This window comes from Methylocella sp. CPCC 101449, from assembly GCF_031921685.1.
Lineage (GTDB): Bacteria > Pseudomonadota > Alphaproteobacteria > Rhizobiales > Beijerinckiaceae > Terripilifer.
The window spans coordinates 1,194,762-1,219,525 of the sequence record NZ_JAPDHU010000002.1 but is presented as its reverse complement, the minus strand read 5'-3'; the positions used below and the strand labels follow the sequence as shown (position 1 = coordinate 1,219,525).

Here is a 24,764-nt window from a genome sequence, read left to right as displayed (position 1 = left end):
ATTTTGAGGTTTTGTTTACCATATTCGTTGACGCTCATCGCATGCGAGTCCCGCGCGTGAATTTGCCGGCCGCCATTGGAAGACGAGATGAGCCCGTTCAGTCAGCAAGTTCGTTATTTGCGCTCCCGTTTCGGCGCCCCAGCACTGCTTGCCTTGCCGGCCCCGGCCGGTGCGGCCGCAGTCGAAGCCAAAGTCGAAGAGACGTCAGCGGCCGAACCGGCCGCCGAACGTCGCAAATCGGTTCTGGCGCATCCCTCGATGGGCGCGCTTTTGATCGCGCTCGGCGCGGTGGTTGGCGCCAAATTCCTGGCTTCGACCGACCGGCCGGAGGTCGTGCGCGAACCGCCGACCATCGCCGCGCCGACGCAGGCTTATAAAATGCAGGTCGCCCAGACCGGAGCAACGCCACCGATTCAGCAGACTGCGACGAAGCCGCGGATGGAAACGGTCGCCGGCCCGGTGGGGGCAACGGCGATGACGGCACCTGGGCCGGTCCAGGCGGCGAGCAATGTCTATTTCCCGGAACCGAAGGCGGTGAAGTCGGTCATGACCGATTCGCGCGGCCGCATTGTCGATCCGACGCCGACCGGGACCGTCCGGCCGGCCCCGGCGCTCGCAGCTACGCCCAGCGTGGCGGCCGTGGCCGCTCCCACGCCGGCGACTCCGAAGCCGGAAGCGGCCAAGGTGGTGGCGCGGGCGGAAGCCATTAGCCCTGCGAGTGCGACGCCCCCCACCGCGCCAGGGACACAGGCCGTGCGCGTGCCGATGCCGCCGGATGCGCCCCTGAACATGAGCTATGTCAGTGTCGTCGAGAAGTCGCCGGCTGCACCGCCGCAGCAAGTGGCGGCTGCCGCTCCGGAACAGCGCGCCCCGGCCAATGTGGTTGAAAGTGCGCGTTTTGGCCGTTCCGGCGGGGTTTCGATCCAACTTGCCGCCGCCAGCACCGAAGATGAGGCCCGTGCCCTGGCTGACAAGCTTCAGCATCGCTTTGCCTACGAGCTGGACGGCCGCCCGCTGGAGATCATTCCGGCCAAGCCGCGTGATCGGATCGTCTACCGGCTGCGGCTGACGGAAATCTCCCGCGACGAGGCGGATGCCATCTGCGCCTCGCTGCGGGCAAACCGGGCCGGCTGTTTCGTCGCGCGGGACTGATTTCCGCAAGACTTGCGGTCAGCCGCCCAGCGGCTTAGGTCTCCGGCGTTAAAACCGGAGTGATCATGCAGGCCAACAGCGAAGTACGGATCGGCACAGGCGCGAAATCGGTGGTTTTCGGCAACCAGCGGCCGCTGTCCTTCATCGCCGGGCCTTGCGCGCTGGAGAGTCGCGACCACGCCCTGCGCATGGCCGGGGCCTTGCGCGACATCGCCGACCGGCTCGGCGTCGGCATCGTCTACAAATCCTCTTTCGACAAGGCCAATCGCACCTCGTCCTCGAGCAAGCGCGGCATGGGTATTCACGAGTCCCTGCCGATCTTCGCCGAGATCAAGGAGCGCTTCGGCTTTCCCATTCTCACCGACGTCCATGAAAACGAGCAGTGCGCCATCGTCGCGCCGGTCGTCGACGTGTTGCAGATCCCGGCATTCCTCTGCCGGCAGACCGACCTTCTGCTGGCGGCGGCGAAGACCGGTCTGGCGGTGAACGTCAAGAAAGGCCAGTTCCTGGCGCCGTGGGACATGAAGAATGTCGCCGCCAAGATCACCAGCGCCGGCAATCCCAACGTGCTCGTCACCGAGCGTGGCGCGAGCTTCGGCTACAACACCTTGGTGTCCGACATGCGCTCGCTGCCGATTATGGCCGAGCAAACCGGCGCGCCGGTGATTTTCGATGCCACCCATTCGGTGCAGCAGCCGGGCGGGCAGGGCACGACTTCAGGTGGCGAGCGCCAGTTCGTGCCGGTGCTGGCGAAGGCGGCGGTGGCGGTCGGCGTCGCGGGTGTCTTCATCGAAACCCACGACGATCCGGCCAATGCCTTTTCCGACGGACCGAACCAGGTGCCGCTCGGCGAGCTGGAAGGCCTGCTCAAGCGGCTGATCGCCTTCGATCAACTGGCGAAAGCTTAAACGGCTCAACCGACGATCGAGAAAATACCTTCGATCTCGATGGCCATGCCGTGCGGCAGGGATGGCACGCCGATGGCCGAGCGGGCATGCCGGCCCCTTTCGCCGAACACTTCGGCCATCAGGTCGGACATGCCATTGGCGACTGTCGGATGTTGCGTGAAATCTGGCGTCGCATTGACCAGGCAAAGCATTTTCACCACCTGATCGACGCGGTCGAGCGAACCCAGTGCGTGGCGCACCGTGGCGAGCAAAGTGAGGCCGCACAGCCGCGCGGCGGCGATGCCTTGCTCGATCGTCATATCCTGGCCGAGCTTGCCAGCCACCAGATGCCCCTCGGGCGCACGTGGACCCTGGCCGGCGAGATAGAGCATGTTGCCGGAGATCTTGTACTGGACATAGGAGGCGAGCGGCGCGCGCACCTCCGGCAGAATGATGCCGAGTTCGGTTAGTCGGGCTTCAGCGCTTATTGGTCTCACTGGCTTGGTCTCTCAACTGGCTTGCAATTGCGGGCGGCCGGTACGCCGCTCGAGGCGGGCGATCAGCCGGTCGAGTTCAGCATGATCGTCGCGGGTAAGGGAAGGGCCAGGGGCGCGGACAAAGGCGCTGGCGATGGCGCCGCGCCGGCGCAGCACTTCCTTGCGTAGCGCCATGCCGAGACTGATCTGCGCCTCATGGCGTAGCAACGGCAGATAGGCGTCGAACAGATCTTCGCCAGCCTCACTCTTGCCCTGCGCATAGAGGGCACAGACATCGACCAGCATTTCTGGATAGGCAAAGCCGGTCATCGCGCCGTCTGCGCCGCGCGCCAGTTCCTGCGGCAGATAGAGGCCGCCATTGCCGACGAGGATGCTGACGCGCCGATGCTGGTTCTGCTCGGCATTGCGCCGCAGCCGGCTCAATTTGTTATGGCCGGGGCTATCCTCATGTTTCAGCATGACGAGCTGGGGCAGGGCATCGATCAGTTTCTCGATGGTCGCGACCGACATATAGGCGGTGGTCGCCACCGGATAATCCTGCAGAACGATCGGCACGTCGGCGCCAAGAGCGTTGCACGTGGCTAAAAAATAATTGTGGAGCTGCTCTTCCGTCTGATGCGACGGCAGCGGCGCGATCATCACGCCGGCGGCGCCTAGCGCCATGGCTTCATGGGCGAGCCGCACGAGCGGACCGGTGCCGGGATTGCTGACCCCGACGACGACGGGCACGCGGCCGTTCACCTGGGCCAGGAAGCGGCGCAAGGCCTGATCGCTTTCTTCCGAGGAGAGTTTGGCGGCCTCGCCCATCATCCCCAAAATGGTGATGCCGGCGACACCGCATGACAGATAGAATTCCACCAGGCGGTCGATACTGTCGAAGTCGAGCGCGCCGGTATCGGTGAAGGGGGTTGCGGCGATCACATAGACGCCGGTGGCTTGTTCGTTGAGACGAGTCATTGCGGTTCATCCTTAAGGGGAGCGTGCGAGCGCGAGGCCTGAGAAAGGCTGTGCCGCACTCACGCCGATGGAGATTTATTTTTGCAGGGCACGCACCGAGATGTGCCAGGGCAAGCTGCGGCGCTCGATATAGGTCATCGCCCAGAACAGCAGCATGCCGACGATGGTGAGCGCGATGATGGCGCCGAACTGACGCGCGATCTGAAAATTCGCGCCGGCGATCATGATGATATAGCCGAGACCGCTGTCGGCGCCGACGAATTCGGCGACGATGGCGCCGATGACGGCCAGAACGATGGCGAGTTTCATGCCGGCGAAAATGCTGGGCAGCGCCTGAGGCAGGCGAAAGCGCCAGAATACCTGGGCGGCCGAAGCGCCCATGGATTTGGCGAGATGGATCATCTGCGGCGGTGCGCTGCGCAGGCCGACCACCGAATTGATGACGATGGGGAAGAAGGCCACCAGGAAGACGATGAGCACTTTCGGCATCATGCCATAGCCGAACCAGGCAAGGAGCAGCGGGGCGAGCGCCACTTTCGGCACCGTCTGCGAGCCGACGATCAAGGGATAGACCGCTTCGTCGAAAGCGCGCGAATAGGTAATGCCGATGGCGATGGGCACGCCGATGAGGACGCTGAGCAGGAAGCCGGCGAGGACTTCGAAGACGGTGATACCTGTGTGGGGCGCCAGCATGCGCCAGTCGATGGCAAGCTGAGCGAAGATCGCGCTGGGCGATGGCAGAATATAAGCGGGGAGGCCGAATATCCGCGCAGCCAGCTCCCAAACGAGAAGCAGGCCGGCCAGGGTGATCAGAGCATAAGGCACTTTGACATCGCGCCGGGGAGCCGACGCCGTGGTCGCTGCTTCAACTGCCGTGATATCAACCATCACATCGCCTCCTCGGGATCATCGCGCAGGACGCCGAGCGACCGGAACACATCGGTCACTTCATGATTGAATTTCAGAAAGGCTTCGCTCTCGCGCATGGCGAGCCGGCGCGGGCGCGGCAGATCGACGGTGATGATCTTTTCGATCCGCCCCGGACGCGGCGACATGACGACGATCCGGTCGCTGAGAAAGACCGCTTCCGAGATCGAATGGGTGATGAAGAGAACCGTCATCTTGCGGCGCGACCACAGGCGCAGGAGATCGATCTGCAATTGATCGCGGGTGAGAGCGTCGAGCGCGCCGAACGGTTCGTCCATCAGCAGTAGACGCGGCTCATGCAGCAAGGCGCGGCAGATGGAGACGCGCTGGCGCATGCCGCCGGACAACTCATAAGGGTAAGCATCGGCGAAGCGGGCGAGATCGACCATCGCGAGCAGTTCCTTGGCGCGTTGTGTCGCCGCCTTCTTGTCGAGGCCGCGGATTTCGGCTTGCAGCACGATGTTTTCCAGCGCGCTGCGCCATTCGAGCAAAACGTCCTGCTGAAAGACGACCCCCAGTTCCGGATCGGGCGTGGTGACGGGGCGGCCGCCGATCGCCAGCGAACCGCCGGTCTTGGGTTCGAGGCCGGCGAGCAGCATCAGCAAGGTGCTCTTGCCGCAACCGCTTGGTCCAATCACCGAGACGAATTCGCCATCGGCGATGTCGAGATTGATGTCGGTGAGCGCCTGCACCGTGCCGTTGCGTCCGGCGAAGGTCTTGGAGAGCCCCTGGATGGAGATATAGGCATCGCTGGGGCTTGTCGTGGGCACGATGGTTTTCGTGGCGGCGCTGGCACCCGTCATGCCGTCGAGAAACCGTCGCGGAGCAGGCTCGATATGGTGATCCGCCACTTGAACTCCAGCCATGATGATCTCTGTCGCTCCCAAACTAAGCAATCCACATGCCGATCAGGCGGCGATACGCTTCTCGTAACGGCCGACGCCGGGACTGGCGACGATCGCCTGGCCGTTCCATACCTGTTGTCCGCGCACGAACGTGGCCGACGGCTTGACCTTGAAAGTCTCGCCGTCGAACGGGCTCCAGCCCAGACCGTCGAGCGCGTTCGCAGCCGCGAAGGTGAATGCCTGCGGTTCGAGGATGGTGATGTCGGCATCGGCGCCGGGCGCGATGGCGCCTTTGCGTGGCCACAAGCCGAAGAAGCGGGCCGGACGTTCCGACAGATAGCGCGCGGTGAAACTGGCGGGATCTTCCACATGGGCGCTGGCGCCGGTGAAGAAAGCCGGCACGAGGGTTTCAAGACCGGGAATGCCGGCGGCGACTTTGAAGATGGAATCGGCTTTTTTGCGCGCCAGCGGCCAGGCGCTGTGATCGGAGGAGACGAATTCGACACCGCCTGTCAACATCTCGTCCCAGAGTTCCTTGCGGACATTGCCGCGGATTGGCGGATTGACCTTCAGCAGGCCGCCGAGGCGCGGCATATCGGTGGCAGCATCGAAATGCAGATAATGAACGCACATTTCCGCCGTGGCGCGGAAGCCTTCGTCGCGATAGCGCTGCACCAGTTCGAAACCGCGCGGCGTTGAAATGTGGACGATATGGACATGCGCGCCGGTGGCGGCGCCAAGTTCCAGGAAAGAAGCGGTGGCGAGCACTTCGGCGACCTCAGGCCGGCTCGGATCGTGATCCTCCGGCCGGGTGCGGCCCTGCGTTTCGAAGCGGGCGATCTGCGCCTTGATGATCTCCTGGTCCTCGTTGTGCAGGCCGGTGGGAACATCCGTGTCGGCCAATGCCGAGAGCAAGGCGAAGGCATGTTCGTTGGTGATGCGCGGGAAGCGGGTGGGGTGGTTTTCGAAGGATGAGATTTTGAAGGCGGCCACACCGGCATCGACCAGCGCGCGCACGTCATCGATATTGGGCGTGCTGCTCACGGTGGCATAGAGGGCGACGTTGCAATAGGTGCGGGTGTTGATCACGCCGACCTTCTCGTCGAGCACGTCGACCGCATCGACCGGGCGCGGTTCGTCATAGGGCATGTCGACGATGGTGGTGATGCCGCCGGCGACGGCCGAGCGCGTGGTGGGTTCAAGGCCGGGAAAGCCGAACTGGCTGCCGGCATGGGTCTGGCCGTCGATCAGCCCCGGCATGACGAAGGCCTGGCCTGCGTCATAGCGGCTGACAGCCGGCGGTTCGGCGCCACTGCCGACGGCGGCGATCGTTTCGCCACGCACCGCCACCCAAGAGTCAGGCAGCACGCCATCGGGCTTCACGACATTACCGCGGATCAGCAGATCATAGGACGTCACCAGCAAGCTCCTTCGACGGGCGCTGCCCAGCGGCAGCGTCAAGGAGCCTCAGCACATCCCGTGCCATCTTCGCCCCGCGCCAACGGAATTCTGACGAAAACTGAAACGCATCCGAAATAAATATGCGAATTGGTCGACCGTTGGTATACAAATTGCTGAGCACGCGAGAGGCGCAAAGGCTTGCGCTGCCTCAAAACAAGGAAAGGTGCGTGCTGCTATGATCTATGACCTCGCTATCTTGGGGCTTCGGCCGAACACCCTTGGGCCGGTCATGGCTCGCCTGCCGGAAACGGTTCCGGCTTCGGTGGCGAACGGCAAGCTGCTTGGCTGTTTTATGTGCGAATTCGGCGTTTTGAATCGCGTTGCTGTGCTAACTGCCTACGAAGACGTCAAAGCGATGCATGAAGATCGCCGCGGCATCAGCGGCAGCGACAATGCTTATGGCATTGCCGAATATCTCGGCAGTTTCGAGCGCGGCGCTTATCAGAAACTGCCTTTTATGGCTGATTTCGAAGCCGGTTCTTATGGTCCGTTCTATGAAATTCGCACCTATGGCATTGGTCCCGGTGGCCTGGGCGTGACGAGCGAGGCCTGGTCGAAAGTGGTGCCCCGGCGCAAGGAATTGTCGCCGCTGCTGATGGTGATGAGTTCGATCGAGCCGGGCGCCACCCGCATGGTTCACATCTGGCCCTATAAGACGCTCGATGAACGCACCGCCGCGCGAACCGCCGCCAGCAAGGAGGGCATCTGGCCGCCGCCGGGCGGTTCGGATCACATCACCTCGCTGCAATCCGAGCTTTTCGTGGCGATGAAATTCTCGCCGCTTCAATAACCTGAACGCGACGGCGGCGTCTTGCGGCCGTCGCCTCCGCCCATACTGACGAGCTGATTGAGGATCGCCATGCGGGCATTGTCGATGTGGTTCATCATCAAGGTCCGCGCTTTAGTGGCATCGCCCGCGACGACCGCTTCGAGAATGGCCAGATGTTCCTGAGCGCCTGGCTTCAAGCGGCCAGGAATGCGCTTGGTATTGAAGATATGCGTGCGGCGTCTGAGATCGCGAATGATGTCGGCCATCAGCTTGTTCTCGGCGGCTTCCGCGATCGTGCTGTGCAGTAGATCGTCCACCGCCCAATGTTCGTTGGGGGTCGGGTTTCCCTTGGCGATCAGGGCGCGGATCGCCTTGCGAATGGCATCCGCCTTGGCTTTCGGAATGCGGCCGGCGGCGGCCGCCGCTGCTTCGCCTTCAAGCAACTTACGGACCTGAAGAATCTCGATATAGGCCTGTACGCTGATGCGTCGAACGGTCATCAGGCGGCCGGCGCCGCGCGTCACTAGGCCCTCGGCTTCAAGTTGCGTCAGCGCCTCGCGCACAGGCGTTCTTGAGATGTTGAGCGCTTCCGCCAGGCGTCGTTCTTGCAGCACGGAGCCGGCGATGAGGTCGCCCGACAGCAGCATGTCGAGCAATTGCTCATAGGCGACTTCGCTCAAGCTGCGGCTGCCGCTGTCCTGCTCGTCCTGCGTGCCGTCATCGAACATCAAGTGCAAGGCCTTAGCCATCGATCGCTTCTCCGGATCCGTTCCCGACGCTGCTTCGCCTGAAACAGTCTGCTTAAATTTTTTCCGCTCTAGCTGAATTTTGGGCGTTCGTGAATGGCTGGCTTTTGTTCGGCTATTAATTGCTGGCGCGTCCATCTTCGATCCTTACGTCCATTACCCTTTGAACTTGGTATTCCAGCGGTCCGCTAACGGGCTTCGCGAGGTTCTTGAGCCGTCCTCATCAGCGTCGGCACGCCTTTTGCTACGTCACTGTGCCAACGGTATGCAATTGGTATTCCATCTAAGACGGAGACACGCCATGATGGGTCGACTAGCTGGCAGGGTAATGGGGGCTTTCGTATTGGCCTTGGGGTGCGCCGCGCCGCTCGCCGTGCAGGCGGCCGATACGGTGACCCTGCGTCTGGATTTTCTGCCGCAAGGCTATCATGCGCCGCTCTTCTATGGCCTGGCCAAAGGCTTCTACGAGCAGCAGGGCATTACGTTGCAGATCGGTGACGGCAAGGGCAGCAATGCGTCGCTGCAAGCGGCGGCCGCCGGCAATGACATGATCGTCATCGCCAATTACTCGACGATGCTGCAATCGGTGTCGGAAGGCATTCCGCTGGTCGCCATCGGTGGTCTGATCCAGCGCGTTCCGGACTCGATCATCGCGCTGAAAGGTTCGGGCATCGTCAAGCCGAAGGACATGGAAGGCAAGACGATGAGCATTCCGCCGACGTCGGCCATTTTCAAAATGTTCCCGGCGTTCGCCGCCGCCACCGGTGTCGACATGAGCAAGATCAAGCTCATTCAAATGACGCCGGCGGCAACCCAGACAGCGCTGCTGCAGGGGCAGGTCGATTTCACCACCGGCTGGGCGTTCACCCAAGGTGTGGCGATGGCGAAGATGAAGCCGATCGAAGAGCCGATGATGATCGCCGATTACGGCATCACCTTGCTCGGCGCGGGTTTCGTCGTGCGGCAGGATACGGCGGCGAGCAAGAAAGACGTGCTGAAGCGCTTCATGGCCGCGACCGCCAAATCCTTCGAAGAGGGTTTGAAGAATCCGGTCGAGGCGAATGACGCTTTGGTGGCGGCACGTCCGCAGGTCGATAAGGAAGTCTCGCTCGAAATGCTGAAACTGTTTCCACCCTATCTGACGACGGCGCAGAGCAAGGGGCGGCCGTTCGGCTGGATGGCGCGCGAGGACTGGGACAAGACCCTCGATATCCTGCGCAACTATTTCGATCTCAAGGGCAATATCGATCTGACCAAGGTCTACACGAACGAATTCGTGCCCGGCACCTGAGCGTACGGTGAAATCCCGGCGCCCTGGAGGTGCCGGGTCACGAACATCAAAACATAATTTGGAGATTGAACATGATCTCGCAGGAACAGAACGAAATGATGTGCCGCGTCGGTCGTGGCACGGTGATGGGCGATTTTCTGCGGGAATTCTGGACGCCCGCTTGCCTGTCATCCGAACTCAAGGCCGATGGCGATCCGATGCGGCTGATGCTGTTTGGCGAAAAGCTGATCGCTTTTCGCGACACGCATGGCCGGGTCGGTGTGTTCGATCACCGTTGCCCGCATCGCTGTGCCTCGCTGTTTTTCGGCCGGAACGAGGAGGGCGGTATCCGCTGCGTCTACCACGGCTGGAAATTCGACGTCGACGGCAAATGCCTCGATCAGCCCAATCTGACCGACAAGACCAAATATCCGGCCGGCACGCCGGCCATCGCCTATAAGGTGATCGAACGCGCCGGGCTCGTCTTCGTCTATATGGGCAAGCGCGAGGCGCCGCCGTTCCCGGAGATCGAGGCGATCTTCGGCGAGCATCGCGAAGGCACGATCGCCTTGTCGCATCGCGAGTGCAATTGGATGCAGGCGCTGGAAGGCGATGTCGATACGTCGCATCTCGGTTTCCTGCATGTCGGCGGCATCGACGGTCATGCCATCGAGGAGACGAATCCGAACCGCTATACGATCATCAACAAAGCGCCCGAGATCAACGTCACGGAAACTTCTTACGGCACGATGTACTCCGCCTCGCGGGACGCCGATCCCGGCCTGGAACATCACCGCTTCGCCTGTTTCATCTTTCCCTTCTGGGTCACGTATCCCGGTGGATCGCAGTTGAAGGATAGCGTCACGCTAAATGGCTGGGTGCCGATCGACGATACCAATACGATGATCTTCAATATCGATCGCCTGCGTGGCCTGCCGGGGGGCGAGGTGCTGCGCTATAAGGACGGTACGCCGGTAGAGGGACTGGCGCGACCGCTTGACTATCTGCCGACGACCAGCGACTGGCAGGGGCGCTGGCGCGCGGCCGCGAACCGTTCCAACGACTATGGCATCGATCGCGAATGGCAGCGCAGCGGCGGCAGCTATTCCGGCATTCGCGGCATTCCCTTGCAGGATCAGGCGATCCAGGAAGCGATGGATCCGATCGTCGATCGCACCATGGAACATCTCGCGTCCAGTGATCGCATGGTGATGATCACGCGCCGCCGTCTGCTCGATGCGGCTGTCAAGTACCGCGAGACCGGACGTTTGCCGGAGGTGCGGGACAATCCGTCGCTGGCGCGCGTTACGGCCGCCGGCGACGTGCTGGCGCCGAAGGGCACCGATTGGCTCGACGTCTACGAAAAGACGATGACCGATCGCTACGGCCCCAACAGCTTTAAGCGCGACGCGGCCGAATAGTGGACATAGGGCAGGCCGGCCCGCCTGGCTTGTCTGTCTGATTTCATCTTTCAGTGTTGGAGCCGCATCGTGCGTAGTGAATTCATGCCGTTCAAATTTCCGGCGCGGTCGCCGGGGCCGCTCGCCATTGCGCATGTCACGGTCATTCCGATGGATGCCAACCGGCGGCTTGAGGATCATACGGTGCTGATCGAGAACGGCCGCATCGTTGCCATCGCGCCGTCCTCGGCGATGGATCTTTCGGCGCGGCCCGAGGTGAGCGTCGTCGATGGCGCCGGCCGCTATCTGATGCCCGGGCTTGCCGATATGTACACCCACTATCGTGAGCCCGCCGAAGCGCCGCTCTATCTCGCCCATGGCATCACGACGGCGCGCACCAGTGGCAATCCGTTTCAGCTTGCGATGGAATGGTCGGCGGAACGGGCCGAATTTCCGAGCCCGCGCGTCATCACGGTGACGCCGGGCTTCGACGGTATCGGCCCTACCGGGCGCACCGACATGCCCCATGGCGTGCCGTTGACGCGGCCGGAAGATGCGGCAGCCTTGGTGAAGAAATATGCCGATCGCGGCTATCACCAGATCATGCCATTTTCGCTGTTGACGCCGGAATGCCTGGCGGCCGTCGGCCGCGCGGCGGCGGAGCGGGGCCTGCGCGTCGTCGGCAATTGCCCCAATGCGGTGTCGTGGGAAGAGGCGGTGGCCGCCGGCATGTCCGGCTTCCAGCAATTGCATCTGATCGCGCGCGACCACATGGGCGATCAATTCGCGGGCCAGACCTATTGGGACAGGTTCGATCCGGCGCCGGGCACAAAACTCGATTTCGAGAAAATCCGTCGCTTGGGTGGCTTTCTGGCGAAGCATCAGGCGTGGAACCTGCCGACGGTGGCTTTCCATCAGCGCGCCAGCCAGCCGGTGGAAGTCTCCTTGGCTCATCCAAGCCTACGCTACGTGCCGCGTTCGACGATCAACGATTGGGAGACGACCATCGTGCGTTGGGGCCATCGCGGCCGCGTTAATGCGGAGGAATGGCGGCGGCTGGCGCGCGAGCGGGCCATCGCCTTCCACAAGGTCATCGGCATTTTTCATGAGGAAGGCGCGCCGCAGCTCACCTGCACGGACGGCGTCAACCCTTACAATGTGCAAGGCGACACGCTGCATCAGGAGATCGAGAATTTCGCCTCCGCCGGCCTGTCCGCCTATGAAGCTCTGCGCTGTTCGACGAGCGAGGCGGCGCGCTTCATGAATGAGGAGAGCGAATGGGGCACGATCGGCGTCGGCAAGCGCGCCGATCTGATCCTCATCAATGCCGATCCCCTGCAGGACGTGCGCGCCACCCGCAACATCGAAGCCGTCTTCGTCAATGGCTATCATCTCAAAAAGAGCAATCTCGACGATCTGCTGCGCCAACGGGCCGAACTGGTGCAGGGCGCACCGCCGGTCGCCGGCACGGATTTGCCGGCAGCGTCCGGCAATGGCGACGTGACGGATGAGGGCGTGTGGCGCGAGCGCATCTGCGGTGCGGAGTTCGGCCGCGTCACCTATCGCCATACGCGGCTACCCGAGGGCGGCTGGCGGATCGAGGAGCGCCATGCCGGCGCCGAACCACGCCGGCATGCAATGCGGCGCAGTTCGCAGATCGTCGTCGATGCCGATCTGAACTTGCGCACGGCCGACTACGAGCTTGAAACCTTTGCCGGCGTCGAACAGGCGCATGTCGAACATGTGGGCGACGGCTATGCGCTGACGTTCAAGGCGGTCGACGGCCACGAAAGCCAGTCGCATCTGCAAGGCGCGCCACGTCCGCCAAGCGAGCATATGGCGCTCAGCGTCGTGCCGCTGCTGGCCGGTCGGCATGGGGCAGGCACCATCGCGGCGCTCGATGCAGAAACTAGTTTGGGCGCGGCGGAACTGGTCTTGAGCGTCAGTCCGGAGCCGGGCGCACCAGGTGAAACCCATTGGCAGCTCGAGACGAGCCGCCTTGGCCAGCGCGCGACGCAGCTCTACGCATTGGGGGCGGACGGCCGCCTCGCGCGCATGACCGAGACCACCATTCTATTGTGGCCGCGTGAATTGCAGCCGGTCGACGCTCCGGTGCGCGCAACCGAGCCCGCCGGAACCGGCAACGCCTGAACATAGGAACCAGATTTCCACCGCCATCGGAGCAGGCGCGGATGACGCCTGTTCCGGTGGCTGGACTCTGGCCCGAATGTAGCCTATGCTACATTTTAGTGTTCAGGCTATGTCAGGAGACGGTGATGGCGGCGCAGAAGGCGGTGGAGGCAACGTGGCGGGTGCATCTCGCCGGCCGGTTCAGGCAGGACGAAACGGAATCCTTTGCCAAGGCTTGCGGTGCCTTTGAAAGCGGCTACGCGGGCACGCTGTATTTTGCCTTCCGCGATGCGACCGAAGCGCGCCGCTTCGCCGCCTATAGCGAGCGGCACAATCCGAAGACGGCTGTCATCGTCGTCAACGTGTGAGGTTCAGGCGGCTTGCCCGGCACGGAACGCCCGCTCCATCTCGTCCGTGCGCACGGTGCTGCGCTGGTCGACGAAACGACAGACGAGATCGCTGAATTCCTCGCGCGCCTGTGGCTGGGTCAGCATGTGGTCGGCGCCGCGCAGAATATGCTTCGAGACGCTGGGCAGAGCGGCCGCATTGATGCCGTCGCCTTCGAGATACGCGCTCATGTGGCGTTCGAGTTCGGCGAGGCCGGCGTCATTCTCGCTGTAGACGAGCAGGATTTTGGTGCCGCGCCCGGCGATGGCATGGAAAGCCGCTTCGACCGGGTTCTGCTGCGCCAGCACGCTGTTGGCCTTGGCGGACAGTGACATCAGCGCTTCCAACGTGCTGCGCGCCAGGCTCTTGGCGATAGGAAAGAGGCGCGCCATCAGTTTGGCGGCTTCGCTCGCCGCCTGTTCGTCGCTGTCGAGCGCCGACATCTTGGTCTGCATTTCGCGCGCCTTCGACTTCTGCCAGGCCGAAAGCTTCATCGCATGGGTGGCGCTCCAGGCGAAGGATACTTGATTGAGCAGCACCAGCCGATCGATGCGAGGGTCGACGAGCGCCGTGCGGAAGGCGTGATAGGCGCCGCTGCAAGCACCGGCGATGGAGATTTCGGAAAAGCCGCGTTCCTTCAGCCAGTCGATGACGGCGGAAATGCGTGTCGAGAGATCCTGGGAGATGGTCGCGACGGTCGACGGGCCGCCAGGCCAGGCGCTGTCGGCAAGCCCCGGCAGATCGATGCGCAGCGACGATGTGCCGAAGCGCGCCAACTTGCGGGCGAGATCGACATGCATGCGGCCCCAGCCGCTGCGCGGAATGCCGCCGGCATTGCACAGCACGATGATGTTGCGACGCTTCTCGCCTCCAGCCGGCCGGCAGAAAATGCCGTTGATCGGTCCGTCGCCGCCAATATGAACGGGCGTTTCGACAAAGTCCGGGCCGTTAAGCGGCAGGCAGGGCGGGGCGGTGGGCTCATGGTCGCGCAAGCTGTTGCCGCGCGCGAGACGTTCGGCAAGCGAAGCCAAGGTGGCGAGCGGCGGTTCGCTGGCGGTGACGTCGCACATCATCGCACCATAGCCGGTGAAGGGTAGCACGTCCGCCTTACCGCCGATGCGCTCAGCCACGGCCTCGGCTTCCTGCGTCTGTTCGCGCGACAGGATCAGCACCGAGGCGGGCAGCGTATCGAACGACGGCCAGGCGAGCGCTTTGATACCAGCGGCGGTTTCGCCGGTCATGCGATAGCCGGCGAGGGCAATCTCATTGTTTGCGCTGGAGCGCGCTTCGGTCTCGCCGAGAGGCGGCGCGATCATCGCCGAAAAGGCTTGTGCCTCACGCAGCCAGGCTTTGCCGCTGAGTGGCGGTGCGATCAGCGTCAATTGGCTGAGGTCGTCGATGGCCGGCGCGGCCTTTGCCGCCAGCAGCGCGCCGAGGCGCAGGCCGACAAGCGAGACGTCGGTGACATGGGCGTTGACCTTCAGCCAGTCGGCCGCGGCACGGATATTGGCGATCCAGGTTTCGACCTGCTGCGGATGCAGGGGGCCGCCGAGCGCATCGCCGGTGCCGAAGTAATCGAACCGCAGCACGTTGACGCCACGTGCCGCCAGGTCATGCGCCAAAAGCACGAGCGACTTGCGCGCGCAAATGTCTTCGAAGCCGAAGCTTGAGCAGATGACGATGCCACGCGTGCCGCGCGCGCGATGAAAACTACCTGAACATCCCTCGAAACTGACCGGAACCATGCCACCCTCGCCGCCATTTCCTGGCTTTGATTGAGCATGGCGCCGTCGAGGTTAGGGGCTGGTGAATCGAATGGATCGAAACACGATCTTGGTTATCCGATCCTCAACCACGGCCTCGGTAGTTCGGCACGTTCTGGTCGGGCGCCCAGGTGCCAGGAGGCAGTTTGCCGGTTTGCCAGAACACATCAATGGGAATGCCGCCGCGCGGATACCAATAGCCGCCGATGCGCAGCCAGCGCGGCTTGATCAGGCCCGCGATATCCTTGCCGATGCGCACGGTGCAATCCTCGTGGAAGGCGCCGTGATTGCGGAAACTGCCAAGATAGAACTTCAGCGATTTGGACTCGACCAGCCAGGGGCCGGGCACGAAATCGATGACCAGATGGGCGAAGTCGGGCTGGCCGGTGACCGGGCAGAGCGAGGTGAATTCCGGCGCGGTGAAACGCGTCACGTAAATCTCTCCGGCCTGCGGATTGGGAACCCGCTCCAGAATGGCGGCATCGGGATGGTCGGGCATGGTCGCGGGGCGGCCGAGCAGGCCGAGGGACAGGGGTTCAGAAGCGCGCTTTTTCGACGTTTTGGCCATAAATCATCACCACAAGATGGAATTTGCCTTTGAGTAGGCCGCTGCGCGCAAATCCGCAATGCCGCCTGGAAATGGCTCTGCTCTTGCCCGGTGATCAGACTTGCGGCCTACTGCCTTCAAAGCCATGGCGGAAAGCCTCGGCTTGAGGGGGAGGGAGGACAGCTTGATCAATCGTCGCGACGTGATTGTCGGCGCGGGCGCCGCCGCGCTTTCGACCGCCGGTGTGCCGGCTCTGGCTCAGGGGTGGCCGGACAAGCCGCTGCATGTCTATATCGGCTTTGCCGCCGGCAGCGGCGCCGACATTCTCTGTCGCTGGTTCACCTCCAAAATGCAGGAGATCAGCGGCCAGACGGTGGTGATGGAAAATCGCCCCGGCGCCGTCGGCTCGATCGCCATCAATGTGGCCGCCAAGTCCAAGCCCGACGGCACCAATATCCTGTTCACCGGCAATACTCTGATCGCTGGCGGCCGGCATCTTCTGAAGGATTTCTCGGTCGACTATCGCAAGGATCTCGATTGCGTCTGCGGTCTGGTCGAGACGCCGTTCGTGCTCGTCGTCGGCACCAAGTCCAAGGCCAATAGCGCCAAGGAACTGTTGGACCTGCTGAAATCCAAGCCGCAGAACCGTTACGGCTACACCAATCCGGCCGCCATGGTGGCGGGCTTTGCCTTGAAGGCCTATGCGGGCGTGCAGGCCGAAGCCGTTTCCTATCGCACCACCGCCGATGCGGTGGGCGATCTGGAGAGCGCCACTCTCGACTACATGATCATGGACGGCACCTATGCCGCTGGCCAGCTTAAGGCGGGCCGTCTGCGCATTCTCGGTGCCACGATGGAACAGCGCATCAATGTGCTACCTGACGTGCCGACCATGCAGGAGCAGGGCATCCCTGATTTCTTCTTCAGCCCCTGGTGGGCGGTCTGGCTGCCCAAGGGATCGCCGCAGGAGGCCAATGCCAAGCTTGGCGAATTGGTGCAACGCATCTGCAAGATGCCGGAAACCGTCAAGTTTCTCGGCGACATGGTGGCCATGCCGGTGATTGGCGATGCCGAATACGTGCTCTCCAAGCTCGATGCCGACAAGGCGCGCTGGGATAAATTGGCGGCGGCGGCGGGATTGACGCCGCAATAGTGTCAAGGAGCCTTCAAAATCCTATCAGACCCTTGTTTTCAGGGGAAAATACGCTTGCGCGGGCTACGACCCTCTGCTTTATGACCCCATTCGCTCGGGCGGCGGCTACCGCATCGGGTGCCAGAGGAGAAAAGAAATGGACCGTAGGGACGTCATCAAGGGGATGGGTGCTGGCGCGCTGACGCTGACGGTGCCCGCAGGGGCCTTCGCGCAGGCGGAAAATTATCCGGCGCAGCCGATGCATATCTATATCGGCTTTCCGGCCGGCAGCGGCGCCGACATTCTCGGCCGCTATTTCACCAACCGGCTCGGCCAGATCACCGGCAAGACGATTGTCGTCGAGAACCGGCCGGGCGCCAACAGCAATATCGCGCTGGGCCTCGTCGCCAAAGCGAAGCCCGATGGCTATTCGATCCTGTTCTCGGCCAATTCGAACATGGCCGGTTCGCGCTATCTGTTCAAATCGCTGCCCTTCGACACGGTGCAGGATTTCGTGCCGGCCGGCACATTCGCGCAGATCGTGTTCGTCGTCGTCGTGGCGCCGGACTCCAAGATCAATTCGATCGCCGATCTCACGGCTTTCCTGAAGACGACCGATCGCGCCAAATATGGCTACACCAATCAGATGGGTATCCTGTGCGCCGAACTCTATAAGTCGATGACGAATTCGAAGGCCGAGGGCGTTTCCTATCGCACCGCGCCGGAAGCGCTGCCTGACGTCACCAATGGCACGCTCGATTTCATGATCATGGACGGCACCTTTGCGGCGGCGCAGGTTCGCGCCGGCCGCTTGAAGTGCATCGCGGTCACCACCGGACACCGCAGCGATTCCTTCCCCGGCGTCCAGACCATGCAGGAAGCCGGCTTGAAGAATTTCGATCTGTCGCCGTGGTGGGGCGCTTACTTCCCGAAGGGCACGCCGCAGCCGATCGTCGATAAATTTTCCGCCTGGATTCTTCAGATCGCGAAAGAGCCTGAGACCGCGAAGTTTCTTGAATCGGTCGGTGCGGTTCCGCATCACGACACGCCGAAGGAAGCCAATGCGCGGCTCTTGGCAGACATCGAATTGTGGGGACCAATCTTCAAAGCGGCGAACATTCAGCCGCAATGATTTGAACGATCGTTCTTTGCAAGCTTTTCGACCCGCCGGATTTTTCCGGCGGGTTTTTTCATGGCGTTTTGCGATTTGATAAAATCAACAACGAGAAGAGCTTGATTCAAGCCGACATCATGCCGCGATCTCAGAAGGGTTCGAGTTCCATCACATCAATGTGTTTCGGGTTTTATTTGCGACGGAAATCAACTTCGTACATTGGGGAAAGTGTGGTGTGCGCAATTTTGGAGATGGAACGTTGAATAATCTGAATGCTGTCAGCCCTTATGTGCTGAGTGTTTTGCGTATTGTTTTCGCGCTTGTCCTTTTCAGTTTTGGAACGCAGAAAATTCTGGGCTTTCCTTTTGCCGCGCGCGTGCCTGAAGCGTGGTCGCTCTCTTGGATCGCCGGTGTGCTCGAACTGGTGGTCGGTTTCTTTTTGCTGATTGGATTTCTCAGCCGTCCCGCCGCCTTCATTCTGTCCGGCTTGATGGCGTGCGCTTATTTCATCGGCCACGCGCCCAACAGTTTCTTTCCGTCGCAAAACGGTGGCGTGGCCGCCATTCTGTTCTGCTTCGGCTTTCTCTATCTCGTTGTTGCCGGGCCTGGACCTCTGAGCGTCGATGCCTGGAGAAAAGCGCGGGCGTGATCTTGATGTGATCCGAGCCATCAGCCCGCTGGATTTTCCAGCGGGCTTTTTGTTTTATAGCTCTTTGGCAAGAGGCAGAGAGCGAGCAGGGGCATGCGGCTGATTTTCATCTACGGCGAGCCGGCCGTCGGCAAGCTCACGGTCGCACGGGCGCTGGCGCAGCAAACCGGGCTGCCGCTGTTTCACAATCATCTCATCGTCGATGCCGTATTGGCGGTCTTTCCCTTCGGCTCGGAAGAATTCGTTCGTCTGCGGGAGCAGTTCTGGCTTGAGACCATTGAGGCTGCCGCGCAGTCAGGCCGGTCACTGATCTTCACCTTCAATCCGGAATCGAGCGTTGCACCCGACTTGCCACAGCGGATTGCGGAACGGGTGAAGGCGGCTGGCGGGCAGGTGGTCTTTGTCGCGTTGACTGCGCCGGCTGAAACCCTGGAGCAGCGGCTCGTCGCGGCAAGCCGGGCCGAATTCGGCAAGCTGCGATCGCTCGAGCTCTTCCGTCAGCTCAAAGCGGACTTCGCCTCCTGCATGGCCGCGATGCCGGAGGCGGACGTGACGATCGATACCAGTGAAACCACGCCGGAAGCGGCGGCTGCGATGATCGCGAAGGCCGCCGATCGGCTGTCCAAACCGTGATTTAGGCGTGTTTGGAAATCTTACCTATGCAACGATCAGCAGGTCCTGGACGGCGCGGACACCGGCGACGGACCAGGCGGCGCGTTCGACTGCAGCGCGCTCGGCATAGTTGTGAACCGTTCCTTCGAGCGTCACCTTGTCGTCATTGACGCGGACCTTGATGGCCGATGCTTCGATTTCTGCACTGCGCTGTAAAGCGTCGACAATGCTCTTTTTAACGTCGCTGGTATTTGCATGCAGCTTGATATGAATTCCGTTGGTGACACCGACAACGCCTGCCATGCGATTGACGGCATTCTCAGCTGCTTGACGCTCATAATGCCAATCGACATCACCCGTAAGGGTAATCCATCCCTTCTGGACCGTGGCTCGAACTGTTTTGGGTATGAGCGAATTCCAGGCAATGACATTCGCGACTCGCACGGCCAGTTGTTCATCGGGCGTCAAATCGTTGGGATTCGAATGCACTTCTAGCGCCTGGACGACGGCTTTTACACCTTGCACGCGCAAAGTCGCTTTCTCGGCGGCGATCTTTTCCGCATAAGAGCGAACGTGTCCGCTGAGGGTCACTATTCCGTTGGCTGTTGTCACGGCAATATTTTCAGCTTTGACGCTTGGTTCAAAGCCGAGCTCATCGATGACCGATTGACGGAGACCTTTGTTATCCATGGCCGACCTCCACAGTTGAACAAAGATAATTTATAGCGTCCTTCCGATGCGCCTCATTGACCTACCGCAAAGGCGTCGCCGCGAAGTGATTTTGCCATCTATAAGCGGAGACCATGCGGTGCCGAAACTTGCTTCTCGTCCTCCGGCGATCCCATATACATGCCCGACATGGGCTCGATCCAGCAGAGATGATCGTGAACCTCATGAACGCCGGCTACATTCTCCGTTGCGACGATGGCCGCTTGTCGACAGCGATCATCCGTTATGCTGCCATAGAGATGGACGACACCATTTCGCACGGACAAATTGAGTCCTATCGGTCGCCAATCCTTGCCCTCCATTGCCATGACGATATTATTCCCGATCGCGATGTCGTTCGGATTCGTTGCGGGCATATCTCGCGCAAAATTGGCGACAGCTTGCAGCAGATTTGAACGTGTTACGATGCCGATGACTTGATTTTCCCTGACGACGGGCAATCGCTTGACGTGTTTGCTTTCCATCAGGCGAACAATTTCTTCCAGCTCCGTATCCTCGCTGATCGTATAGGGATCGTCCGTCATAATTTCGGAGATTTTACGTCCTTGCTCGTGAACGAAATCCAAAGCTGCTCGCCCGCCGCCGAGAAAGAATTGCAGCCAACGGCTGTGCTTTCGTTGCGTTCCGATTTCCGCGCGACGCAGAAAATCGCCTTCCGAAACAATGCCGATCAGCTGTCCATCAGCTTTGACGACCGGAAGGCCGCTAATGTGCTTATCCAGCATTAGCTTGGCAGCTTCCATGATCGGCGTATCGGGGCCAACCGTAATGACACCGTGGGTCATGATTTGTCGCGCACGCATCGCCGTAACTCCTTCGCACTTAGTCGCTATAGAGTACGCGCCAGGCCGGCATTGGGTTTGATCTGTATCAAGCCTGTCGTGACGTCAGGGCAGGAACATTCTGATGGCGGATAGGCCCATGATCGCTACGCCGATCCAGCCGAGAATGCGGGTGCAATAGCCAGCCGTATAGGCGCCCATGACCGATCTCTTTGACACAAGAAGAATCACTACGATCATCAATGGGACGGCAACAATTCCATTGATGATTGCCGCCCAGAAAAGGGCTTTCATCGGGCTTATCGGTGAATATTGAATCGCGAGGGCTGCAAGAACGCTGAGTGCGATTACGCCATAGAAGCCACGTGCGTCACTGGCGCGTTTGTCCAGGCCCCAGTCCCAGTTCATCGCTTCCGCGACGGCATAAGCCGCCGACCCAGCAAGGACAGGTACGCCAATCAATCCAACGCCAAGGATGCCCAAGGCAAAAACGATAAAAGCGAAGTCGCCAGCGATCGGCTTGAGTGCGCTGGCGGCTTGGGCAGCGGTTTCGATGTTGGTGATGCCTTGCGCGTAAAGGGTGACTGCTGTCGCCAGAATGATGAAATACGCGGTCAGGTCGGAATATAACATTCCGCTCCACGTGTCCCATTGGATACGGAGAAGTTCCTTGCCCGCGCTTTGCGTGTCATTGAGCAAGGGTTGGCTATTCGTCAGCTTCATGTCTTCGATTTCTTCCGAAGCCTGCCAGAAGAACAGGTAGGGACTGATCGTCGTGCCAAATATACCGACGATCATTGCCGCGGCATCGGCATTCAGATTGAATGTCGGCCAGACGGTTCTTCGCCATACTTCTCCCCAAGGTACATGGACTGCGAAAAGAACAGCCACATATGCCAGCAGGGAAAGCGTCAGCCATTTCAAAAAGAAGACATAGCGGTGGTAGGGGATGAATATTTGCAGGAGCAGAGTTCCGATGACGAAACAGGGCGTTGCCACGTTGCGGTTAAGGGGCGTTACCAGCTCCGCCACTTCGCCCATGGCTGCAATGTCCGCAGCGATATTGAGAGTATTGGCAATCAACAGGAGTGCGACCACGATACGCAGTACGACCGGTGGAAAGGCCGTCTTGATGTTGGCCGCAAGCCCCTGTCCGGTGACGCGGCCGATGCGTGCGCACATGGACTGAATGGCCGCCATAAGAGGAAATACCAGCGGCATGGTCCAAAGCATATTGAAGCCGAATTGCGCGCCGGCTTGCGAATAGGTGGCGATCCCGCTCGGATCGTCATCGGCCACTCCGGTAATAAGACCAGGCCCGACCCTGGAAAGGGGATGCTCGCGGAATTGTTCCCAAAAGGTCGGGATCGGAGTTTTTAGCTCGGAAGGGTCAGTTGGTGGCGATGACATGGGAGGCCTCGGGTCTTCCAGGTTCTGCATGAGGCACTCGCACGGCCACAATCCTCGGCATTTGAGCAAGATCAATGGTGGTGACAGGGACCTGACAGCGACGACGGGTCGAAAGGGAGCTCTAGATTAGAACGTATACAATGTAGAAGCGTTTTTAGTATCAATTATTTGTGCCGGCGCTTCCCGAGGCGTTGCTGAGGCGCTGGGGCGGGGTTATCACGGCGCATTCGGCGCCGATGGTGCGGCGCTGCGGCCACTATGATGACTATGAACGAAGAGATCGATACGCGTCGGCATATGCCGTTGGGGCTGGCCCGGCGTGGCTATCGCGGCGTCATTCAGCACCTGAACACGACGGACGTGGGCTCAGCGCTCTCGGGCCTTGAGCTCGAAAGCCGGCTGCTCGAACTCGGTTTCGTCGAAGGCGCCAAGGTGGAAATTCTGCACGAGGGGATCGTCGGACGCGATCCCATCGCCGTTCGCGTCGACAATGTCACGATCGCCGTTCGTCGGCGTGAAGCCATGGCCATCATCGTTTCTGATCTGACGGGATTATGAGCCATGGAACCGCCGTTGATGCATCTGGCCTTGGTGGGCACGCCGAACAGCGGCAAGACGTCTTTGTTCAATGCGCTGACGGGCAGCCGGCAGAAGGTCGCCAATTATCCTGGCGTGACGGTGGAGCGCAAAGAGGGCTCGTTCGTCACCCCCACGGGCCAGCAGGTGTCGCTGGTCGATCTGCCGGGCACCTATTCGCTGCGTGGCCGCAGCCCTGACGAGGAGATCACCCGCGATTTCGTGCTTGGTCGCGTCAACGGCGAGTCCCTGCCTGATCTTGTCCTGTGCGTGGCCGATTCCACCAATCTGCGGCTGACGATCCGGCTGCTGCTCGAATTGAAGAGTGCCGGCCGGCCGTTGGCGCTCGTATTGAACATGTTCGACATCGCGACGCGCCGGGGCGTGTCGGTGAACGTGCCGCTGTTGTCGGAAATGCTCGGCGTGCCGGTCGTCACCTCGATCGCCATCCGCAAGGGCGGCACGGCCGATCTGCTGCGGTTGACCGACGATCTCCTGGCGCAAGCCGGGGCAGGGGCGCGCGACAATGTCTGGCAGCCGCAGACCGTCGCGCAATTGCGCGCGTTGCAACGCGATGCCGACCGCATCATTGCCGCGACGATCAGCCAGCCGGCGCGACCCGACACCTGGACCGCGCGCATCGACTCCGTCGTTCTGCATCCGGTCGCGGGCCTGTTGATCCTGGCGCTGATCCTGTTCGTGATGTTCCAGGCGGTGTTCGCCTGGGCGCAGCCGTTGATGGAATTGCTGTCATCGAGTTTCGATGCGATCGGGCAATTCATTCAGGAGACATTGCCGCAGGGCCTGCTGCAAAGCTTTTTGCAGAACGGTGTGATTTCCGGCGTCGGCAGCGTCATCGTCTTCCTGCCGCAGATCATCATCATCTTCCTGTTCATCCTGCTCTTGGAAGATTTCGGCTATATGGCACGCGCGGCCTTTCTGATGGATCGCATCATGGGCGGCGCCGGCCTGCACGGTCGCGCCTTCATTCCGCTGCTGTCGAGTTTTGCCTGCGCCATTCCCGGCATCATGGCGACGCGGGTGATCGACAACCGTCGCGATCGGCTGACGACGATCCTGATCGCGCCTTTGATGACTTGCTCGGCGCGCATTCCGGTCTATACGCTGATCATCTCGGCGTTCATCCCGGCGAAGATGATCTGGGGCTGGATCAATCTGCAAGGGCTGGTGATGTTCGGCCTCTACGCAGCGGGGATTGCGAGCGCGCTCTGCGTGTCGTTCCTGGTCAAATTCTTCATGCTGCGCGATTACGCGCCGGCGCCGTTCATGCTGGAACTGCCCGATTATAAGATGCCGCGCCTGCGCAGCATTTTGATCGGCGTCTACACGCGCGCCAAAGCGTTTCTGCAACGCGCCGGCACGACCATCTTCGCGATGATGGTGCTGATCTGGTTCCTGGCTTCGTTTCCGCAGCCGCCGGTGGGTGCCACGGAGCCCGCGATCGACTACAGCCTGGCGGCAATGATCGGCAAGGCGATCGAGCCGCTGCTTGCGCCGATCGGCTTCAACTGGCAGATCGCCGTCGCTTTGATCCCCGGCATGGCGGCGCGCGAAGTGGCTGTCGCCGCGCTCGGCACGGTCTATGCGATCGAGGGTGGCAAGGAGGCGGCCGAACAGATCGGTCAGGTTCTGTCGACCCAGTGGAGCCTCGCCACCGCTCTGTCGCTGCTCGCCTGGTATATTTTCGCGCCGCAATGCGCCTCGACCCTGGCGGTCATCCGTCGCGAAACGGGGAGCTGGAAATGGATGGCGATCACCTTCTTCTACATGCTGGTGCTCGCCTATGTGGCGAGCCTGATCGTCTACAATGTCGCGGTGAGGCTCGGCGCGGGCTGAGATTTCACGGTTTGTTCTGGGTTTATCGCTACGTTTTGATAACCGTGTTCCGCGGGAAACGGCCCCAATCGGGCCGTTTTGCCGTTGGGACCGGCCGCCGATCGCCTCGGGACCGATGGCAGTCATATTCCCTTAAGGTTGATCGGCTGAGCTTGGCGATCTACC

General features: G+C 61.3%; 24 protein-coding genes. 13 read left to right on the top strand and 11 right to left on the bottom strand.

The window, feature by feature from the left end; all coding sequences use genetic code 11:
• Positions 1-87 precede the first annotated feature (87 nt).
• A complete protein-coding gene (locus OIM99_RS16570) occupies positions 88-1,152 on the top strand; it encodes an SPOR domain-containing protein (protein WP_311851545.1) in 1,065 nt (354 codons plus the stop codon).
• Between the two features lie 65 nt (positions 1,153-1,217).
• Entirely contained in the window at positions 1,218-2,060 is an 843-nt protein-coding gene (gene kdsA, locus OIM99_RS16565; RefSeq protein WP_311851544.1) for a 3-deoxy-8-phosphooctulonate synthase, read from the top strand.
• 5 nt (positions 2,061-2,065) lie between these two features.
• Here the strand turns inward: kdsA and OIM99_RS16560 are convergent, their stop codons facing one another.
• The 5 genes from OIM99_RS16560 to OIM99_RS16540 form a co-directional block, all read right to left on the bottom strand.
• On the bottom strand, positions 2,066-2,536 hold the full coding sequence (locus OIM99_RS16560) for a RidA family protein (RefSeq protein ID WP_311851543.1): 471 nt from the start codon (positions 2,534-2,536) through the stop codon (positions 2,066-2,068).
• 12 nt (positions 2,537-2,548) lie between these two features.
• Positions 2,549-3,493 (bottom strand): dihydrodipicolinate synthase family protein, encoded by a 945-nt coding sequence (locus tag OIM99_RS16555; protein ID WP_311851542.1) that lies wholly within the window; start codon positions 3,491-3,493, stop codon positions 2,549-2,551.
• 75 nt (positions 3,494-3,568) lie between these two features.
• Entirely contained in the window at positions 3,569-4,381 is an 813-nt protein-coding gene (locus tag OIM99_RS16550) for an ABC transporter permease (RefSeq protein ID WP_311851541.1), read from the bottom strand.
• Positions 4,381-5,286, bottom strand: a complete 906-nt coding sequence (locus OIM99_RS16545; RefSeq protein ID WP_311851540.1) for an ABC transporter ATP-binding protein — start codon at positions 5,284-5,286, stop codon at positions 4,381-4,383. Before OIM99_RS16545 ends, OIM99_RS16550 begins: the two co-directional genes overlap by 1 nt.
• A 42-nt stretch (positions 5,287-5,328) precedes the next feature.
• The gene (locus OIM99_RS16540) at positions 5,329-6,684 is read right to left on the bottom strand and encodes an amidohydrolase family protein (RefSeq protein ID WP_311851539.1); all 1,356 of its coding nucleotides are present in this window, start codon (positions 6,682-6,684) and stop codon (positions 5,329-5,331) included.
• Between the two features lie 217 nt (positions 6,685-6,901).
• Between OIM99_RS16540 and OIM99_RS16535 the strand changes: the two genes are divergently transcribed.
• The gene (locus tag OIM99_RS16535) at positions 6,902-7,516 is read left to right on the top strand and encodes an NIPSNAP family protein (protein WP_311851538.1); all 615 of its coding nucleotides are present in this window, start codon (positions 6,902-6,904) and stop codon (positions 7,514-7,516) included.
• Here the strand turns inward: OIM99_RS16535 and OIM99_RS16530 are convergent.
• Positions 7,510-8,244: a GntR family transcriptional regulator gene (locus tag OIM99_RS16530; RefSeq protein ID WP_311851537.1), complete on the bottom strand. Its 735-nt coding sequence runs from the start codon at positions 8,242-8,244 to the stop codon at positions 7,510-7,512. The two genes, OIM99_RS16535 and OIM99_RS16530, sit on opposite strands and share 7 nt — an antisense overlap.
• A gap of 298 nt (positions 8,245-8,542) precedes the next feature.
• Between OIM99_RS16530 and OIM99_RS16525 the strand changes: the two genes are divergently transcribed.
• The 4 genes from OIM99_RS16525 to OIM99_RS16510 all read left to right on the top strand — a co-directional run bounded on the left by OIM99_RS16525 (position 8,543) and on the right by OIM99_RS16510 (position 13,409).
• On the top strand, positions 8,543-9,532 hold the full coding sequence (locus OIM99_RS16525; protein WP_311851536.1) for an ABC transporter substrate-binding protein: 990 nt from the start codon (positions 8,543-8,545) through the stop codon (positions 9,530-9,532).
• A gap of 71 nt (positions 9,533-9,603) precedes the next feature.
• Positions 9,604-10,932 carry a Rieske 2Fe-2S domain-containing protein gene (locus OIM99_RS16520; RefSeq protein WP_311851535.1) on the top strand — a complete coding sequence of 443 codons (1,329 nt, stop codon included), beginning with the start codon at positions 9,604-9,606 and terminating at the stop codon, positions 10,930-10,932.
• Between the two features lie 69 nt (positions 10,933-11,001).
• The gene (locus OIM99_RS16515; RefSeq protein WP_311851534.1) at positions 11,002-13,062 is read left to right on the top strand and encodes an amidohydrolase family protein; all 2,061 of its coding nucleotides are present in this window, start codon (positions 11,002-11,004) and stop codon (positions 13,060-13,062) included.
• Between the two features lie 125 nt (positions 13,063-13,187).
• Positions 13,188-13,409 (top strand): hypothetical protein, encoded by a 222-nt coding sequence (locus OIM99_RS16510; protein ID WP_311851533.1) that lies wholly within the window; start codon positions 13,188-13,190, stop codon positions 13,407-13,409.
• 3 nt (positions 13,410-13,412) lie between these two features.
• On the opposite strand, the gene OIM99_RS16505 is transcribed toward OIM99_RS16510, so the two are convergent.
• On the bottom strand, positions 13,413-15,173 hold the full coding sequence (locus tag OIM99_RS16505; protein ID WP_311851532.1) for an alpha/beta fold hydrolase: 1,761 nt from the start codon (positions 15,171-15,173) through the stop codon (positions 13,413-13,415).
• 103 nt (positions 15,174-15,276) lie between these two features.
• Complete coding sequence (gene queF / locus OIM99_RS16500; protein WP_311851531.1) at positions 15,277-15,759, bottom strand: preQ(1) synthase; 483 nt, start codon at positions 15,757-15,759, stop codon at positions 15,277-15,279.
• Positions 15,760-15,922: 163 nt separating this feature from the next.
• Between queF and OIM99_RS16495 the strand changes: the two genes are divergently transcribed.
• From OIM99_RS16495 to OIM99_RS16480, 4 genes are all read left to right on the top strand, one after another.
• A complete protein-coding gene (locus OIM99_RS16495; RefSeq protein WP_311851530.1) occupies positions 15,923-16,891 on the top strand; it encodes a tripartite tricarboxylate transporter substrate binding protein in 969 nt (322 codons plus the stop codon).
• A 136-nt stretch (positions 16,892-17,027) separates the two neighbouring features.
• A complete protein-coding gene (locus tag OIM99_RS16490) occupies positions 17,028-18,002 on the top strand; it encodes a tripartite tricarboxylate transporter substrate binding protein (RefSeq protein WP_311851529.1) in 975 nt (324 codons plus the stop codon).
• Between the two features lie 241 nt (positions 18,003-18,243).
• Positions 18,244-18,633: a DoxX family protein gene (locus OIM99_RS16485; protein WP_311852276.1), complete on the top strand. Its 390-nt coding sequence runs from the start codon at positions 18,244-18,246 to the stop codon at positions 18,631-18,633.
• 93 nt (positions 18,634-18,726) lie between these two features.
• On the top strand, positions 18,727-19,266 hold the full coding sequence (locus OIM99_RS16480) for a phosphotransferase-like protein (RefSeq protein WP_311851528.1): 540 nt from the start codon (positions 18,727-18,729) through the stop codon (positions 19,264-19,266).
• A 24-nt stretch (positions 19,267-19,290) separates the two neighbouring features.
• On the opposite strand, the gene OIM99_RS16475 is transcribed toward OIM99_RS16480, so the two are convergent.
• From OIM99_RS16475 to OIM99_RS16465, 3 genes are all read right to left on the bottom strand, one after another.
• Positions 19,291-19,935 carry a BON domain-containing protein gene (locus OIM99_RS16475; RefSeq protein WP_311851527.1) on the bottom strand — a complete coding sequence of 215 codons (645 nt, stop codon included), beginning with the start codon at positions 19,933-19,935 and terminating at the stop codon, positions 19,291-19,293.
• A gap of 98 nt (positions 19,936-20,033) precedes the next feature.
• Entirely contained in the window at positions 20,034-20,777 is a 744-nt protein-coding gene (locus tag OIM99_RS16470) for a CBS domain-containing protein (protein WP_311851526.1), read from the bottom strand.
• A gap of 84 nt (positions 20,778-20,861) precedes the next feature.
• Positions 20,862-22,196 (bottom strand): divalent metal cation transporter, encoded by a 1,335-nt coding sequence (locus tag OIM99_RS16465; protein WP_311851525.1) that lies wholly within the window; start codon positions 22,194-22,196, stop codon positions 20,862-20,864.
• Positions 22,197-22,433: 237 nt separating this feature from the next.
• Here OIM99_RS16465 and OIM99_RS16460 point away from each other — a divergent pair, with 237 nt between their 5' ends.
• Positions 22,434-22,724, top strand: a complete 291-nt coding sequence (locus OIM99_RS16460) for a FeoA domain-containing protein (RefSeq protein ID WP_311852275.1) — start codon at positions 22,434-22,436, stop codon at positions 22,722-22,724.
• A 3-nt stretch (positions 22,725-22,727) separates the two neighbouring features.
• Complete coding sequence (locus OIM99_RS16455; protein WP_311851524.1) at positions 22,728-24,599, top strand: ferrous iron transporter B; 1,872 nt, start codon at positions 22,728-22,730, stop codon at positions 24,597-24,599.
• The last annotated feature ends 165 nt before the right edge of the window (positions 24,600-24,764 follow it).